11 protein-coding genes are annotated in these 16,683 nt (G+C 40.3%); 5 read left to right on the forward strand and 6 right to left on the reverse strand.

Annotated elements, in window-relative coordinates:
* Window positions 1-7 precede the first annotated feature (7 nt).
* The 3 genes from Q4575_RS14830 to Q4575_RS14840 all read right to left on the reverse strand — a co-directional run bounded on the left by Q4575_RS14830 (window position 8) and on the right by Q4575_RS14840 (window position 4,437).
* Complete coding sequence (locus tag Q4575_RS14830) at window positions 8-1,834, reverse strand: M1 family metallopeptidase (protein ID WP_303523354.1); 1,827 nt, start codon at window positions 1,832-1,834, stop codon at window positions 8-10.
* A gap of 252 nt (window positions 1,835-2,086) precedes the next feature.
* Window positions 2,087-3,568 carry a methyl-accepting chemotaxis protein gene (locus tag Q4575_RS14835; RefSeq protein WP_215961775.1) on the reverse strand — a complete coding sequence of 494 codons (1,482 nt, stop codon included), beginning with the start codon at window positions 3,566-3,568 and terminating at the stop codon, window positions 2,087-2,089.
* A gap of 5 nt (window positions 3,569-3,573) precedes the next feature.
* Window positions 3,574-4,437: a hypothetical protein gene (locus Q4575_RS14840; protein ID WP_303523355.1), complete on the reverse strand. Its 864-nt coding sequence runs from the start codon at window positions 4,435-4,437 to the stop codon at window positions 3,574-3,576.
* 190 nt (window positions 4,438-4,627) lie between these two features.
* On the opposite strand from Q4575_RS14840, the gene trmL reads away from it, so the two are divergent.
* The 4 genes from trmL (at window position 4,628) to Q4575_RS14860 (ending at window position 11,610) form a co-directional block, all read left to right on the forward strand.
* Window positions 4,628-5,092: a tRNA (uridine(34)/cytosine(34)/5-carboxymethylaminomethyluridine(34)-2'-O)-methyltransferase TrmL gene (gene trmL / locus Q4575_RS14845; RefSeq protein WP_215961774.1), complete on the forward strand. Its 465-nt coding sequence runs from the start codon at window positions 4,628-4,630 to the stop codon at window positions 5,090-5,092.
* 178 nt (window positions 5,093-5,270) lie between these two features.
* Entirely contained in the window at window positions 5,271-9,098 is a 3,828-nt protein-coding gene (locus Q4575_RS14850; protein ID WP_303523356.1) for a bifunctional diguanylate cyclase/phosphodiesterase, read from the forward strand.
* A gap of 95 nt (window positions 9,099-9,193) precedes the next feature.
* Window positions 9,194-10,978: a GGDEF domain-containing phosphodiesterase gene (locus tag Q4575_RS14855; RefSeq protein ID WP_303523357.1), complete on the forward strand. Its 1,785-nt coding sequence runs from the start codon at window positions 9,194-9,196 to the stop codon at window positions 10,976-10,978.
* 164 nt (window positions 10,979-11,142) lie between these two features.
* Window positions 11,143-11,610 carry a helix-turn-helix domain-containing protein gene (locus Q4575_RS14860; protein WP_303523358.1) on the forward strand — a complete coding sequence of 156 codons (468 nt, stop codon included), beginning with the start codon at window positions 11,143-11,145 and terminating at the stop codon, window positions 11,608-11,610.
* 15 nt (window positions 11,611-11,625) lie between these two features.
* Here the strand turns inward: Q4575_RS14860 and Q4575_RS14865 are convergent, their stop codons facing one another.
* A complete protein-coding gene (locus tag Q4575_RS14865; protein ID WP_303523359.1) occupies window positions 11,626-12,645 on the reverse strand; it encodes a formimidoylglutamase in 1,020 nt (339 codons plus the stop codon).
* 2 nt (window positions 12,646-12,647) lie between these two features.
* Window positions 12,648-13,133, reverse strand: a complete 486-nt coding sequence (gene rraA, locus Q4575_RS14870) for a ribonuclease E activity regulator RraA (protein ID WP_215961770.1) — start codon at window positions 13,131-13,133, stop codon at window positions 12,648-12,650.
* 220 nt (window positions 13,134-13,353) lie between these two features.
* Here rraA and Q4575_RS14875 point away from each other — a divergent pair, with 220 nt between their 5' ends.
* On the forward strand, window positions 13,354-14,958 hold the full coding sequence (locus tag Q4575_RS14875) for a GNAT family N-acetyltransferase (protein WP_303523360.1): 1,605 nt from the start codon (window positions 13,354-13,356) through the stop codon (window positions 14,956-14,958).
* Between the two features lie 118 nt (window positions 14,959-15,076).
* On the opposite strand, the gene purH is transcribed toward Q4575_RS14875, so the two are convergent.
* Window positions 15,077-16,669 carry a bifunctional phosphoribosylaminoimidazolecarboxamide formyltransferase/IMP cyclohydrolase gene (gene purH, locus Q4575_RS14880; protein WP_215961768.1) on the reverse strand — a complete coding sequence of 531 codons (1,593 nt, stop codon included), beginning with the start codon at window positions 16,667-16,669 and terminating at the stop codon, window positions 15,077-15,079.
* Between the last annotated feature and the right edge of the window lie 14 nt (window positions 16,670-16,683).

Consider the following 16,683-nt stretch of genomic DNA (forward strand, 5'->3'; position numbering starts at 1 on the left):
AATCAAACTAGTTAAAGAAACCTTCATTTGCTTTGACGGTAAGCGGGTGATAGCCAGGTTTAGCGATGTTAAATACACGTTTCCCAAACTTTTTACCTTTGCTTGTTTTTGCTAATTCACGATACAAAGGTTTAACTAACTTATTGCGACCAATGCTTATTAAATACGTTTCTAGGCGTTCAAAAGCTGGTTGATAATCATTTTTAACAACTAAAACTAACCAGCTATGGGCAATTTCGTTATTGGTCGACTGAGTCAATTTAAATGCAGAGTCTAATTCAACCAATTGGGCTGCAGAAAGTTGATCAGGTAAGTTATTTAAAAAATGTAACCATTGGTGCACTGTCCATTCTTTAACGTCTAACTGTGTTGCTTTCACATTGCCGTTTAACCAAGACATTCTGTTTTGGTCAACGATAGTAAACGCATCCGATTTTGGTATTGGATGATTTTTTGGTAATCCCGGTGTATAAATCCACTGTTTAATTCGGTCTAAGTCTAAATGGTAAGGTGTTATCAAATGTTTTTGGATATAGGCTAAAAATGTTTCTGTGTCGATGCTTTGGAATTTAAAATGCTCAAAATAGGCCATTAAAAACTCATCAAAATTAGCGCGGCCGACCTGTTGCTCTATTTCTCGAATAAACAAAGCGCCTTTTTCGTAAGGAATATTACTGAAAACATCGTCAGGATCACGACCTGTTAAGTCGATGGTTAAACGTTGATCGTCTTTCTTCAGTACGGCTAAATCAGCTTGTAAATCTTGGTAACCTAACAAAGCTTCCATATCAAATCGCGACGTACCGTAAATGACTTCCATGATCCGATAAGTTAAATAAGTTGTGAATCCTTCATTTAACCAAAGGTCACGCCAGCTGGAGTTGGTCACTGTATTACCTGACCATGAATGCGCAAGTTCGTGAGCGATTAGCGACACAAGCGATTTGTCGCCGGCAATAACCGTTGGCGTGATAAACGACAATCTAGGGTTTTCCATGCCGCCAAAAGGAAATGACGAAGGTAAAATTAATAAGTCATAACGTTCCCAAGGATACGCGCCGTACATTTTTTCGGTAATGTCTAACATGGCTTGGGTATCGCTAAACTCATTAACGGCAGAGGCCAGTACGCTTGGCTCAGCATAAACGCCAGTATCTTTACCAATTGCTTGGAATTGCAAGTCACCCACGGCAATTGCAATTAAATATGATGGAATCGCCTGAGGCATTTTGAAATGATAAATACCGTTTCGTGGCGCGCTGGCGTCGTTATTCGCACTCATTACTGCCACTAATTCTTTTGGTGTTGTAATCGTTGCCGCGTAAGTTACACGGACTGTTGGGCTGTCTTGCAATGGGATAAAGCTGCGGGCGTGAATGGCCTGCGCTTGGCTGAATAAAAATGGATGTTTCTTTTCAGTTGTTTGTTCAGGAGACAACCATTGTAACCCTGAAGCATTTGGTGAAGTGGAGTAAGCGATGGTTACCTTGTCCGTACCATTTGCAATGTCGATTACCAAAGCGCTTCCTAGGTTAGGATCTGCTTTGTGCAGTTTATACGCTAACGTTTTTCCGCCAGAGTTGATGGATTTAATCGTTAAATCACGGGTATCTAAAACTAACGAATTAGTTGTTTTATCAAGCCATTTTAGGCTTAGCGTTGCTGAGCCAGTAAGTTGTTTTTTGTTGAAATCGACGTTTAAGTTGAGGTCAATATGACTAACGTTAACTTGGTCAAAGTTAGCAAAAGAATGTGGATCAGACGTTTGTGCAAAACCGCTAAGCGAACAAACCAGTAATATGGTTGCTGCGAATAATTTGAACGTATTTATCATTGTTATTTTTCTTTCATTGTAAATAAAAAGTGGGCAACGACATGATGACAAATAACAATCATCGATACAATTTCTAAACAACTGATAATTACTGCGATGAAAGGCGAGAGTGTAAACTTGTTGGCGTTTAAATAGACACAAAATCGTGCATGTTACCTAGCGCTGCTTTCACGCATTTTAAGGTAACTGTCTGAGAGATATTCTGGTTCAGCTTATTCACACTGCCTAAGCTGAACCAATATTTAGGGGGAATTAAAATTTAAATTGTTTTATTTGACGCATCAAGCCGGTTTCTAAATCTGATAATTGTAGAATGCTCCCTTCCAGCATTTCCGCTTCGTGAACTAGCCCTGCAGCCCCTTTATGTATTTGCTCCATTGTGTTTCTAACTTCGTTGGTCACCGACGATTGTTCCTCAGACGCACTGGCGATCATATTATTCATATCAGAGATATGATTCATCTGGTCGGCGATAGCGTTCATCGCTGTACTGGTGATTTCGGTCGATTCGATTACCAATTCAGCCAATTCCTTACTGCGGTTAGTTGCACTCACCGACTCTCCAGCTTGGGCCTGCAGAGAGGCAATGATGATCTCAATCTCTTTAGTTGATGACTGAGTGCGTTGCGCAAGCGTTCTTACTTCATCTGCCACAACGGCAAAGCCACGACCTTGCTCTCCAGCACGAGCCGCTTCAATCGCTGCGTTTAATGCAAGTAGGTTTGTTTGTTCGGCAATACTTTTGATGACATCCAGAACGCCGGAAATATTGTCGCTACTTTGATTCAATTTAGTCACAATATTTGACGTATTGTCTAATTCTGAAACTAATTCACTAACCTGCTGTAGATTAATGTTCATTTGCTCCCGGCTACGGTTTGAAGTGTCTCGTGCTTCATTTGTACTGGTTGCTGCGGTGGTCGCATTTTGAGCAATATCGGCTGTCGCGGCATTAAGCTGTTCTAAATGACTTAACGTAGCCTCAGTTTTTGCCGATTCGTTATTGGCTTCTGTGTGGGATTTTTCACTTGCGTGTTTCACCTGCTTGGCGACGTCGTCGAGGCCCTGTGATGTTTCCGCCACTTCGCTTATTAATTGTTGAACCTCACCGATAAACTGGTTAAATCCAGTGACTAGAAGGCCTATTTCGTCGTTTGATTTATAGTTGATTCGTTTGGTTAAATCGCCGCCACCCTGCGCAATCTCTTGGAGTAACTTGTTAACACTCGATAACGGTTTAACCACAACGCGATTGATGATCACCATAATAAAAATACCAGTGACTACAACAAAAATTAGCAGTGATACAGTGACGTTCGCGGTAGACGTTGCAATTCGTTTATCGGTTAACTCAGATGATAATGACAATTCAATGTGGCCAATTTGTTGCGAGTCATTCCAAGTTAGAGGAATAGTGACCTTGTCTAATGTTGACTCAGTCGTAAAACCACTGTTTCCGAGTTCTTGGTTTCGATGATCAACAACGCGAATTTTACTGATGTTGTTATCTTTAACAAACGCCTGAATAATACTGGAAATCAGCGGTTTATCGTATGAATACACTGGCTCAGCGAGAATAACGCTCAGTTCATTTTTTAATGTTTCTTGAGTTTGTTGCCAGTGGTTATTTTCTGTATGAGATTGCAATTGATTGCTCACAATGGACACAATGACAAAAGCGACAAACAGCGCGGCGCTGACTGCGACAATGACTTTTTTAGAAATGGAGTTCATGCTGATTAATTTCCTGTGTAAGAAATAGGGTCAAACCATAGTTCTTTTCTGTTGATTGGTGTTCTATCGGTTAATAGCGGGTTTTCTAAATCGATAATGATCCTGCCTGCTACATTGGCTTTACTTAAAGCGGCTTTTACTTGGGTATCGGCCAAAAACATTTGTTCGAACGTGCCGTCGGCAACCATATTGTTCAACGTTGTTATCATTGTTTGTTGCAACGCAACATTGTCTTTTCGCAGGAAAAAATAAAGTGGTGCGCGGTATCTGACCATAATGTGAGGCTCGACAATAAGATCGAGTTCTTTATGACGAACAATTTCATCCCAAGGCTCATTTATGCCTCGTGGGAAATAGTCAAAACGTTCCCCTTCCAGCATATAAAACAAGTTAGGGTACTTTAGGGTCTTGGCAACCGTTAACCCGTTGTGTTCCAAAATTCGAGTATCGGGCCAGGTTTTCCCCTGCCCAGCGGAGAAAGCCTTTAGGTCACTCAATGTTTTTACACCGGCAAAAAGATGTTTATTTTGGGCCTTAACGATTGCAAGTCGCATTCCTAACATACCGCGAAAAAGCGGAAAATACAGAGCTTGATAATCGTCCTCCAATTGTCTTGACGTCATGCTCCACATTACATCTAAGCTGCCTGTTTTTACATCATTCAAAATACGGGCATTTGAAACGTCTTTATCACTAGCATACGGGTAGATATATTCTAAGTTAGCGCGCTTGAGAGTTTCCACCAGAATTTTGTGTGGAAGCGACGTATCTCCAGAGTAACTTTGTAATTTCACTGGGCTGCCATAAGCCACGGCAGAGGTTAACCATATAATTGATAGTATTGTGGTTTTTATAAATCGAGATGGCATCTAACCCCCTAAAACAAGCTTAAACGTAGGGCTAAAACATAACATTAAACAGCAAATGGAAATTGAACATACGTATGCATTAAGTGCCGCAATATGTGCCGCAAGAATTTAAATAATAATGTGTCGTGTGCATGGACTTAATTTAGTAATATACAGCCTGCTCAGAATTAGAAAGGTAAAGAATAAGTTCATGCTAAATATTGTGTTATACCAGCCGGAAATTCCCCCTAATACAGGCAACATTATTCGATTGTGTGCAAACACGGGTTATAAGTTGCATTTAATTGAGCCATTGGGGTTTGATTGGGATGATAAAAAAGTCCGTCGTGCGGGGTTGGATTATCACGAGTTTGCGAATGTTAAACGATACCCTAATTTTGAAGCGTTTGTTGCTGAATACCCAGAATCTCAACTGTATGCCTGCACGACTAAAGGTCAGTCTTTTCACCATGAAGCAAAATACAAAGCCGGTGACAGTTTGGTATTTGGCCCTGAAACTCGAGGGTTACCGGATGATGTATTAGCCCAAATTCAAAGCCCAAATTGGCTTAGAATTCCAATGCAATCTGGAAGTCGCAGTATGAACTTGTCAAATGCGGTTTCAGTCTTTGTTTATGAGTCTTGGCGGCAGTTGGATTTTGCCGGTGCAATGTAATTAAATGCGTTGTTAAAAATATTATTTTTAAATGTTTTTAACAATTTAACTTTAATTTTTGTAAGTTTATTTTGGCAGATGTACATTTTTTGACTATGCTAAATTTAACTTCTTCTGAAGCAGTCAAATGGAAATGAAAATCGTATTGAAAAATGCAACTATTCGGCTAGGATTGCTAGTGCTAATTTTTATTTGCGCCTTTGGCGCAAAGGCTCAAAATCACACCGACTTTATTCCAATAACTTTACCTTCCCCTCACATCATGGAAAACAGTGTCGCATTTGGTCAAGATGCACAAGGCCAAACCTGGTTAGTAACAGAGCAGGGGTTAAGTGTTTTTCGTGATATTCAGTTTGTATCTTTTCGCTCTTTTTCATTCGAACAAAAAATTACCGGTGCCGAATTTATTGGCAATGATGCTTTTATTACAACGCCTAGGCAGGTGTTTCGTGTCTCGTTAACTAATCCACACTCAACCTTAACGCAAGTATGGCCAACGACTGGTGTTAAAGAAAAAAGCCAAATTGAGGTTGTTAAAATTCTGCAGGGTAAAGGTAATTTAGTTGATAAAACTAACCTTTATTTACAAACGACAGCCGGTATTTATCAGTTGAGCTTGATTGGTTCAGAACCGCAACAAAGTGTGATTTCAAATTTAATTCGACCAATAGAACAACTGCAACAACCTAAACAAGTTACTTCTTTTAATGAACATATTTTTTTGTTGTTTGACGATACTATCGAACAATATTCTAGTTTAGATAACAGTTGGCAAACTTTTGGTTTTGACAATGAGTTTGTGTCGTTTGCCGCTGTTAAAAACTCCCTTGTCATGCTTAATCAACAGGGGGATCTTTATTCATTAAATTTAGATACGGCAAAAATTGATAAAGTCGCGAATCAAACTGGGATTAGTGAACTTATATCTAGCGGTCGTGACCTCCACGTTCGCAAGGGGGAGTTTTTGTACAGCACTCGAAATCCCGCCTTGAAAGTCAGAGAAGCCAATTTTTCTCAAAATGTATTTATCGATAGAAGTGGCAATATTTGGCTTAGTACACCGTTTGATATTCAAGTTTCTTGGTGGCAGCCCATAAGTGTCGAACCTCAAGATGCACCCGTTTGGAGTGATTTCGCAAACTCTAATCTTATTACCAAATCTAAAATTTATGCCCTTAAAAACGGGACACTTTACGAGCGTCAGGTAAACGGCAGACAGAGTTGGCTGCCGGTTTGGCAACCATCGCCAAACGAAAACAAGGTTTATACTCACCTATTTGAAACCCAAAATCATTTATGGCTTGTCTCTGCAAACCGGTTTATCGCATTAGATAAAAATTCGATGACCGTAACTACCGATAAGCCACGCCAATCAGGCGATGCGGTTTTTCCGTTTGATACGACGCGGTTGATTTATTTTGCCAAAGATGAGATCCGGACGTTATCTGGGGATGGTCGTGAAATAGTGCTTCAAGATCCTATTAAATGTAACTCAGACTGTGCCTTGCCTTGGAAAGTTTCTAATTCGGTTCATTTAGGTGATGCCTTGTATTTTGCAACGAGTCAGGGGTTACACCGTGTCGACAAAAAAGATCTGTCGCGTTCAATAGTAAGGTTAGATGCGTTAAATCAATTAACTCCTTTACTATCGTTGGCGGTTGCGAGCAACCAAAAGCTATGGTTGATTTACCCTAATAAAGTCGCGTTATTTGACCCTTCCACATTACAATCCAAAATTTACTACAGTGGATTTAATCGTATTTTTGATGCCACTTCGGATATCCGCCAAGACCTTGTTTTTAACAGCCAACGCGGCTGGTTTAAATTAAGTTCATTGGCCGTAAATGAAATGAACGCAGAGCCTAATTTTGTTGTGCAGCAGGTGATTGATGATTACGAAGCACAATACCTCGTTAATGTTGGTAACAAGATCGCGTTGTCGAGCGACAGTGATGAAATTCGATTGGCTTTTAATATCGCAAAACAACACCCTTCACAGCAAATGCAAGTTCGGTTTAAGTATTCTGACGAAATAAACTGGACTGTGGTTTCGATGTTTAATCACTCTTTGACGTTAAAGAATTTGCGCCAAGGTGCCAACCAATTAGAGCTTCAAGCGCGTTTAGAGGGGCAGTCATGGCAGCATGCAAAAAGTTTTAATTACATTCTCCCTTATCGTTTTTTCCAAACCAAATGGGTCATCATATTTGTAGCTGGATTTTTACTTGTTCTACTCATGGTCATTGTTTATGAGCGGATCGGTAGAGTAAAAGTGGCGTTTAACTCTGTGACACAAGAGGCGTTTATTTTATCTTTACTTGACTCAACACGTGATGGTGTGTGGATAGCAAACAAAGACCGAGAAATTCAGTCGGTCAATCAAGCATTTGTTGATATAACAGGATATCAGTTAGAAGACGTTGACGGAAAAAGTTTTCAGCTACACGCTGATTTCGGCCGCAACCACGAACTCGAAAGTTTAATTTGGCAAGAAGTCACTAAGACTGGGTTTTGGGTAGGTGAAGTTTGGAGTAAAAAGTCATCTGGTGAAAAAGTTTCATTGGATCTGTCCGTAACTCGAGTGGAAACTGAAAACCGTTTGATGTCAAAAACAGACGTGAAATTTGTTGGTGTATTTTCTGACATAACGCATCGTAAAAACAGTGAACAAGAGTTGCGTTTACTCGCGACTCGCGACCCGTTAACCAATCTTCCAAATAGAACGTTATTTACCGAACATGTACAACATACTATTGATATGACAACGGCACATGCACCAAATTTTGCGGTAATGTTTTTAGACCTAGATAATTTTAAAAAGGTAAATGAAAGCTTTGGTCCATTAAAGGGTGATGAGTTTATTGGTTTAGTTGCGGAACGAATCGCAAAATGTTTGGTAAAGGGCATTACCTTAGCCAGACTAGGCGGTGACGAGTTTGCCATTTTAATTCCTAATCAGATGTTTTCTGGTGTCCCAGCGTTTTTCATAAAACGCATTGCGAAAGATATTCAACGTGAGTTGCGACCAGCATTTTGGTTAGATGAAACAGAGATCAGTATTTCAGTAAGCATGGGGGCTTCGGTGTATCCTATCCATGGTGACAAGCCTGAAGTATTAATGCGTTGTGCCGACACTGCGCTCAATAGAGTTAAAATTACCGGACGTAATAACTGTCTTATCTATGATGATGTAATGGACGATTTAGTTAACGATAAGTTGAGTTTAGAAAGTGAGCTAATTGCCGGTTTAAATCGAAATGAATTTTTGGTGTATTACCAGCCAAAATTTAAGTTAAAAGAAAATGAAGTTTGTGGCTTTGAGGCGTTAGTGCGTTGGCAGAACCCAAATCGTGGTTTAGTCTCTCCAGATCAGTTTATTTCCATTGCAGAAGATAATGGCCTAATTCGCCAGTTGGATTTTTATGTTTTAAAAACAGTTTGCCAACAAGTAAAAGTCTGGCTTAAAAGCGGTTTAATGCGAGGGAAAGTCGCCGTTAATATTTCAGCATTAAATTTCCAACAGGCCGATTTTTGCGATAGTTTGCTTAAAATTATTGAGTCGGAAGGTAACTTACATAATTACATTGAGTTGGAAATAACTGAAACCGCAATGATGCGTGAACCTGAACGCGCACTTAAAAGTGTCGGTCAGTTGCGGAGTAAAGGTCTTAGTATCGCATTAGATGACTTTGGTACAGGTCACAGTTCGCTCGGTTATTTAAAAACGTTCCCTATCGATAGGATCAAAATAGACAGAACTTTTGTCAAAGATATCGAGTTTGACGAACAAGACCGTAATATTACGTCTGTCATTGTACAATTGGCAAAACACCTCGGAATCGCCGTTATTGCTGAGGGTATTGAAACCGAAGCGCAGGCTTATTTAATGCACGTTATGGGTTGTAATGAAATTCAAGGGTATTTGATTAGTAGGCCAGTTGCTGCGGATCAAGTCCCTGAATTATTGAAATCTGAATATAAACAAATCGGCTCAATAGACGGTTAAATCGACTTGTTTCATTTAGCCGTTCCATTTATCAAACATCAAACAAAGTGTTGTCTGGTATAACGTTAACCCGTAGTAATTAGTTTGGGGTTTGAATGACTGAAACACAATTAACCGTTGAAGTTGGCATCTGCGCAACATTGTTTGTCATACTGTTAATTAACTTCGTTATCTTGCACAATTGGCGTGTCGTGCCGACTATTATTAGCCAAATTTTGCTTGGCACTTTTTTAATATTAGTACAACAAGCCCACAAATTTGACCATGGCTATTTGCTTATGGCGGCTTTGGTTACTGCATTAATCGGTATTGGGTGCAATTGGCCTGGTATGTTTAGACAAGTACATGACTACGTTAAACAATGGTCGTTAGTTCTCATTTGTTTAATTATCATAATCTTAAATCAACTGTTCTGGTCTTCCTTATTCTTGTTTATGTTGCCAATTGTCATTTGCTCCATGGCGACTATTGGGTACAATTTTTGGTCGTTACGGCAAATAACCCGTGCGCATCACGCTGATTCAAAACAACATTCCAAAAACGAAATTGCAATTGGATTAGACCTCGCATCCGGCCTACCTAATAAGTTGGCGTTTACTGACAAAATTGATAAGCAGTTAAAGATCCATTCTTCATTAACAATTAATCTCGTCATTTTTAAACTAACTAATTTTGAATTGCTGAATTCGCTTATAGGCCATCAAAATGGCGATATGGTGAAGTTACAGATGTCTAGCCGGATCCGGAATATACTCAAGCAATCACCCGACATATTGTTATTGTCAGAGCATTCACAAACGGCATTTTTGGCAACATTAGGTGGTGTAGATTTTAGCTTTGCTGTTCGCGATGATGGGAAAAACGATGTCACGGAAACCTTATTGTCAAAACTTAAAGATGTCATTAACGAACCTTTGTTAATTAATGCAACAGCGGTTGATGTTGGGATTCAATTTGGAGTTGCAAGTTACCCAGAGCACGGAGGGTCGGCACAGGACCTAATAGAACAAGCCTATCTTGCATTAAGTTATCAACAACAAGATGGAACCTCTGTTTATTTTCAAAACAAGTTTGAAAGTCGCCTCCACAATAACCGCGCAGTGATTAGTCAGTTGCGGGAAGATTTAAACCATGACCGATTTGAATTGTTTGTTCAGCCTCAAATTAATCTGATCACTAATGAAGTTGAAGGAGGTGAAGTTCTAATTCGATGGCGCCGAGATAATTGCGAAATATTAGCCGCGGATCAGTTTATTACCCTCGCAGAAGAATCTGGGGTTATTTATCAACTCAGTGTCTGGTGCTTTGAACAAACGATAAAAAAATTGGCTAAAATGCAACTCCATGAATGTGAACAATACTTAGCTGTAAATGTATCTAACAAAGAGTTATTCCAGTCTCAGCTGGTGGATACAATTGCAAATTTGCTTGAGAAATATCAAGTTGCACCCGACAAACTCGTGGTTGAAATTAAAGAATCGGCATTTGCTCAAGATCCGGAACGTGCACTTAAAATAACACGCTTAATATCGCACCTTGGCGTACGTGTGGGATTGGATGAGTTTGGTAAAGATCAAAGTGCGCTTAGTTGCTTTAATAAGTTTTCACCTTGGTATGTAAAAATTGACTGTAAAAGTTTAAATACCGATGCCAGTACAGAAAAAAACAATGCTTACTTAAATGCGATTATCGGACTGGCGCGCAACTTAAATATAAATACCGTTGGTCATGGCGTTGAAGTTGAGTCGACCATCCATCAATTACGAGATACCCAATGTCGATTAGCACAGGGGTATTTTTACAGTAAACCGTTTGAGCTTTCTGGATTTGAGACCTGGCTAGAGCAGTGGCAAAATACTGGATCATCACTTCACAAATAGCATTAATATTGACGATTATATTTTTGCTTATTTCACTCTAATATTAAATCAGTACGCTGAAAAGGGCCGAAAAACGCACTGTCGGGCAAATGTCAGGTGTTTGTCGTAACTGACAGCGGTATATTTTTTACATTATCTCACCTCAATCAAGGGGCAATGACTAAATGATTTTAAAACAACTCCGTATTAGTCGGTATTTATCGCAGGAACAATTAGCAGAGATATCGGGGCTGAGTGTTCGAACGATTCAACGTATTGAGAGTGGTCATAATGCGAGTACGGAATCATTAAAATGTTTAACAGCGGCTCTTGATGTAGATATTAATGTATTAAATCAGGAGGAACTTATGATTGATAAAGGGTCAGATAATTGGAAAGCAATGTCACCAATACTTAAAGGTTGGTTCATTATTAACTATTTACAGATGCGCCCAAATCGCGCCACTGGTGTGAGAATTGAAGTGGTTAGCCATATATTTGCTTTCATATTTTGTGTTATGGGGTTTGTTTACGAGAGCATCTTAGCAGGTGGTATTATCTTTTTGGTCACCGCGCATTTATTTAGATTGCTCACTTGGCAAGGCGATAAATACGGTATTTGGTACGACACTGAACAGTCAGAAAAAGATTAGGACGAAACCTCAATATTAACTTGGGTGTTTGGCAATTAAGTAGCTGTATACCAGTTGCATGATTGCTTGTCCTGCTTCATTTTGTTGCGTATCTGTTGGCGCGGACTCACAAATATGTAAGTAGCGATTTGTATCGTTACTGCTCATTTTGAACACATAACGTGCCGCTTGCTCTAATGTAAATCCTGAAACGCTAAACGCACTTGCTGCGGCATATTTAATAGCATCGATATCGAGCTCAACACCGGAAGGTAAACCTAATGTTTGGTGTTGAACAAGGGCTTGTTGCATTGAATCTTCAATAGATTGATCTTGGCGAATAAACAACGATTGATAGCTCGTATAACTAAAACCAGCTTTACTTAGTTCGGTTAACGTATCCTGATTATTTTTTTGCTCGTGTAAACCAAATACATGATAGCCAGCTAAAATGCCATCGGCAAAAGCATATCGAAAAGGATTGCCAGAATGTCGGCCTTCTTGGTTTCTGAAATCAGCGTGCGGGTCAAGGTTGACACAGCTCACTTGAGACTTCGCACTGGTACTTAACGACGTTAAGATTGGATAGGCATTATTATGGCCACCACCAATCACCACGAGGTTAAAGTCTAAATCAAAAATAGGGGTTAACACCTCTTTTACGCGAGTATCAATATCGGCACAGAGCTGTCGAAGATTGCTTAAACTAGGATCAAGATGACTTTTGGCTAAAAAATCATTCACCACAACATGGCCTAATAACAAACATTTTGACCAGTCAAACATCTGATTGGCTTGCTGATTTAACAGTACATTTAAAAAAGCCGGCCAGCCTTTATCCGCACCGCCATTGCCACAGTTTGCTCTAGGTCCAATGTCTTCTGGCACGCCAACAAGGACAGTTGTAACACCATCTAACTTTGCCTGATTTAGCGTACTAAGCAAATCCAAATCGCTCGGTATTGAAATAACGTCAGCGACGTGGGATTCACCAAGTCGCTTTTGTTTAAACCGTGTTAGATCAGCATCAGTAGTTAGCGCTATCGGATACGACATTCTTATTCAATATCAAGTGGTTCTGGACTTAAAATGATACCAGTACTGTCGGCATAAAGATGATCGTCTGGTAAAAATGTGACACCGGCAAAATTAATGGCAATATCGTCCTCACCAATGCCCTGATCGTCCGCACCAACCGGAATTGAATTTAATGCGACAACACCAATATTGATGTCTTCTAAGGCGTCAACTTCACGGATACTGCCGTTACAAATGATGCCTTCCCAATTATTTTCTGCGGCTAATTCTGCAATTTCTGCATCAATCAATGCACGTCGAGTTGAACCACCACCGTCGATGACGAGTACCTTGCCTGTGCCGTCTGTCGAGACAACGTTTAATATAAGAGCGTTGTCTTCAAAGCACTTGATGGTGCGAACTTGACCACCAAATGAAGTCAGTCCACCGTATTGTTCAAAGATAGGATCGACGACATCAACCTGCTCTGTGTACATATCACATAGTTCAGAAGTGTTATATTGCATGGTAGCCTCATTGGGTAGCGTGATTAGATTTTAGTATATCTGGCTTAGGTCGCATTACCAATTGTTTATGTCTCGTTAGAAAACATCAATTATGGTTAGGTTACAATTAGGAGCAGTGGTATTAGTATGTAAGCTAACTTTTCTCAGGATAAAACTTGGTAACCGAGAACTTTTTATTTCCTGATGAGTCGAAAGTACAACAAAATTAGGAGGATGAACATTGAAGTTAGAGTATAAATTAGCTGAAACGGCCGAGGAATTTGAAGCAATTCATAAGCTAAACTATCTAACGTTTGTCGAAGAGATCCCACAGCATGAGAGAAACCCAGAGGGCAAACTAGTCGATAAGTTTCATCTTGAAAATACCTATTTTATTTGCAAAAACGGCAGCCAATTGGTTGCGATGATCGCAGGCCGAACGCAAAGGCCATTTTCACTCGATATAAAAATTGAAGGGTTAGATAGTTTATTGCCATTAAATAGTCAGCCTGTCGAAGTTAGACTATTAGCGGTGGACCCGAGTTACCGTAAAACTAAAGTTTGCGGAATTTTGATCGAAAAATTATCGACTCATTATGCTGGGCAGGGACAGGACATTGCATTAATTTCTGCTACATTACGAGAGGCTCGTCTGTATCGTCGAATGGGCTTTGTATCATTTGGGCCGACAGTAGGAACAACTTGTGCTCAATACCAACCGATGTATTTAACACTAAAAAAATACTTATCGTTGGCGACAATGCTTAACAATATCAAAACGTCAAAACACAAAAAGCTGAACTTGCACCCTGGGCCTGTAGAAATATCGGAAAATGTCAGCAACGCTTTGTCTTTAGAACCTATTTCCCATCGAAGCGCCTGCTTTTTAGATCTGTATGAACATACAATTGCTAAAATATGCGAGCAAACTGCTATGCCAGAAGCCTATATTGTTCAAGGTTCTGGGACATTAGCAAACGATTTGGTCGCGGGCCAAATACAACAACTGCAAAAAAGAGGCGTCATTTTAGTTAATGGCGAATTTGGCGAACGACTTGCAGAGCAAGCTAGACGCTGGGGCTTGGAGTTTGAACTGCTTAAAGTCGATTGGGGGCAACAATTTGATCTGCCTGAAATTGAAAAAGTATTAACTTCCGGTAAAGCACTTGGGTGGCTTTGGTTTGTAGGGTTAGAAACGTCCACTGGTGTTAAAAACCCCTACAGAAAATTGCTCAACCTGTGTTTAAGTTATGATGTTAAATGCTGCATTGACGCCATTAGTTTACTAGGGAGTGAAGAAACTAATTTTGATGGTGCCTATTTAGTATCAGGCTCTAGTGGCAAAGGGATTGGTTCGTATTCTGGTTTGGCGTTTGTGGCGCGGGAACATGGTGAATTTTTAAATAATAGGATGTTACCTGCGTATTTAGATCTATCTTTGTACGCTCAACGGGGTGGGATACCGTTTACTCTAAGCTCCAATTTATTGAGGGCCTTTAATAACGCGTTGACAACAACCGACTGGCAATCGAAATACCAAATAATTGCCGAAGCAAGTGCTTACTTATTTTCTAGATTAAAGGCTTTAGGCATAACGGTCGTCGCAGAGAATAATGACAATCTAAGTTGTATATTCACCATTGCGATACCCTCAGATATCGACATTATTGAGCTTGCAGATTCACTATTGGATAAAGGCTATTCGCTCTATTATGAACCTAAATACCTAGTGTCGAGACATTGGATGCAAATATGTTTATACAGTCTTGAAGAAGTGGCGGATATTTATAACTTGCCTTTATTTTTACAAACTCAATGTGTTTCAAATACGCTAGTAAAAAGTTAGCGGAACATTACATTAGGAAAGTGGGATTAACAAATTAGTCGGTGGGATTAGAAACAGAAACTAATTGAACAAAAAAAGCCGAACGGTTGTTCGGCTTTTAATATAAACACCCTAGAATTTAGTGGCGGAAGTGACGCATGCCAGTAAATACCATTGCAATTCCATGTTCGTCAGCGGCAGCGATTACTTCGTCGTCGCGCATTGACCCACCCGGCTGGATGATTGCTTTAATGCCTGCAGCTGCAGCAGCATCGATACCGTCACGGAACGGGAAGAATGCGTCAGAGGCCATAACTGAACCTTCAACAACTAAGTTTTCATCAGCGGCTTTGATCCCAGCAATTTTAGCTGAATAAACACGGCTCATTTGTCCAGCGCCTACACCAACAGTCATTTCTTCGTTGGCGTATACAATAGCGTTAGATTTAACAAACTTCGCCACTTTCCAGCAGAACATTAAGTCTTTAAGTTGGGCTTCAGTTGGTTGTACTTTAGAAACAACTTTAAGCTCGTCTTGAGCAACCATACCTTGGTCACGGTCTTGAACTAACAAACCTCCATTAACACGTTTAATGTCAGGTTGAGTTGTTTTAGTTCCCCATTCGCCTGTTTCTAAAAGTCGAACATTTTGTTTCGCAGAAACAATTTGTGCAGCTTCTGCAGAGATTTTAGGCGCGATAATTACTTCAACAAATTGGCGTGAAATAATCGCTTCAGCAGTATCTGCATCTAACTCGCGGTTAAATGCAATGATGCCACCAAACGCTGACGTAGGGTCAGTTTTGTGAGCACGGTCATACGCTTCTAAAATGGTATCGTTAACAGCAACACCACAAGGGTTTGCGTGTTTAACGATGACACAAGCTGGGCGCGTGAATTCTTTTACACACTCAAGAGCTGCGTCGGTATCAGCGATGTTGTTATAAGACAACGCTTTACCTTGGAGTTGTGTTGCTGTTGCTACCGATGCTTCTTCAATGTCGTTTTCAACATAAAAGGCTGCATCTTGGTGGCTGTTTTCGCCATAACGCATTTCTAATTTCTTAGTGAATTGCATGTTATAGGTGCGAGGGAATTTAGAGTCTTCAACTTCGTCGGCATTGTCTGAATAATCAGGAACCATTTTGCCAAAGTAGTTTGCAATCATACCGTCATAACGAGAAGTATGTTCAAACGCTGCGATTGCTAGGTCGAAACGAGTTTCAAACGATGTCGCACCTTGGTTGGCGTCAAGTTCAGCTGAAATGCGGTCGTAGTCTTTGGCATTTACAACAATCGTAACGTCTTTGTGATTTTTTGCTGCAGAACGAACCATTGTCGGTCCGCCAATGTCGATGTTTTCTACCGCATCTTCCATTGTGCAATCTGGATTTGCAACTGTGTTTGCAAACGGATATAGGTTTACAACAACCATATCTATAGGTGCAATGTCGTGTTCAGTCATTACCGCATCATCGGTACCGCGACGGCCTAGAATGCCACCGTGGATCTTAGGGTGAAGCGTCTTAACACGACCGTCCATCATTTCTGGAAAACCAGTGTGATTGGAAACTTCAATTGCGTTTACGCCATTTTCGGTGAGTAGTTTGAATGTGCCGCCCGTAGACAATATTTCAACGCCGTGAGAGGCTAACTTACGCGCGAATTCTACTATACCAGTTTTGTCGGACACGCTGACTAGAGCGCGGCGAACAGGTCGTAATGTATCCATTGAATCAATATACC

The organism is Psychrosphaera sp. 1_MG-2023, from assembly GCF_030548245.1.
Taxonomy (GTDB): domain Bacteria; phylum Pseudomonadota; class Gammaproteobacteria; order Enterobacterales; family Alteromonadaceae; genus Psychrosphaera; species Psychrosphaera algicola.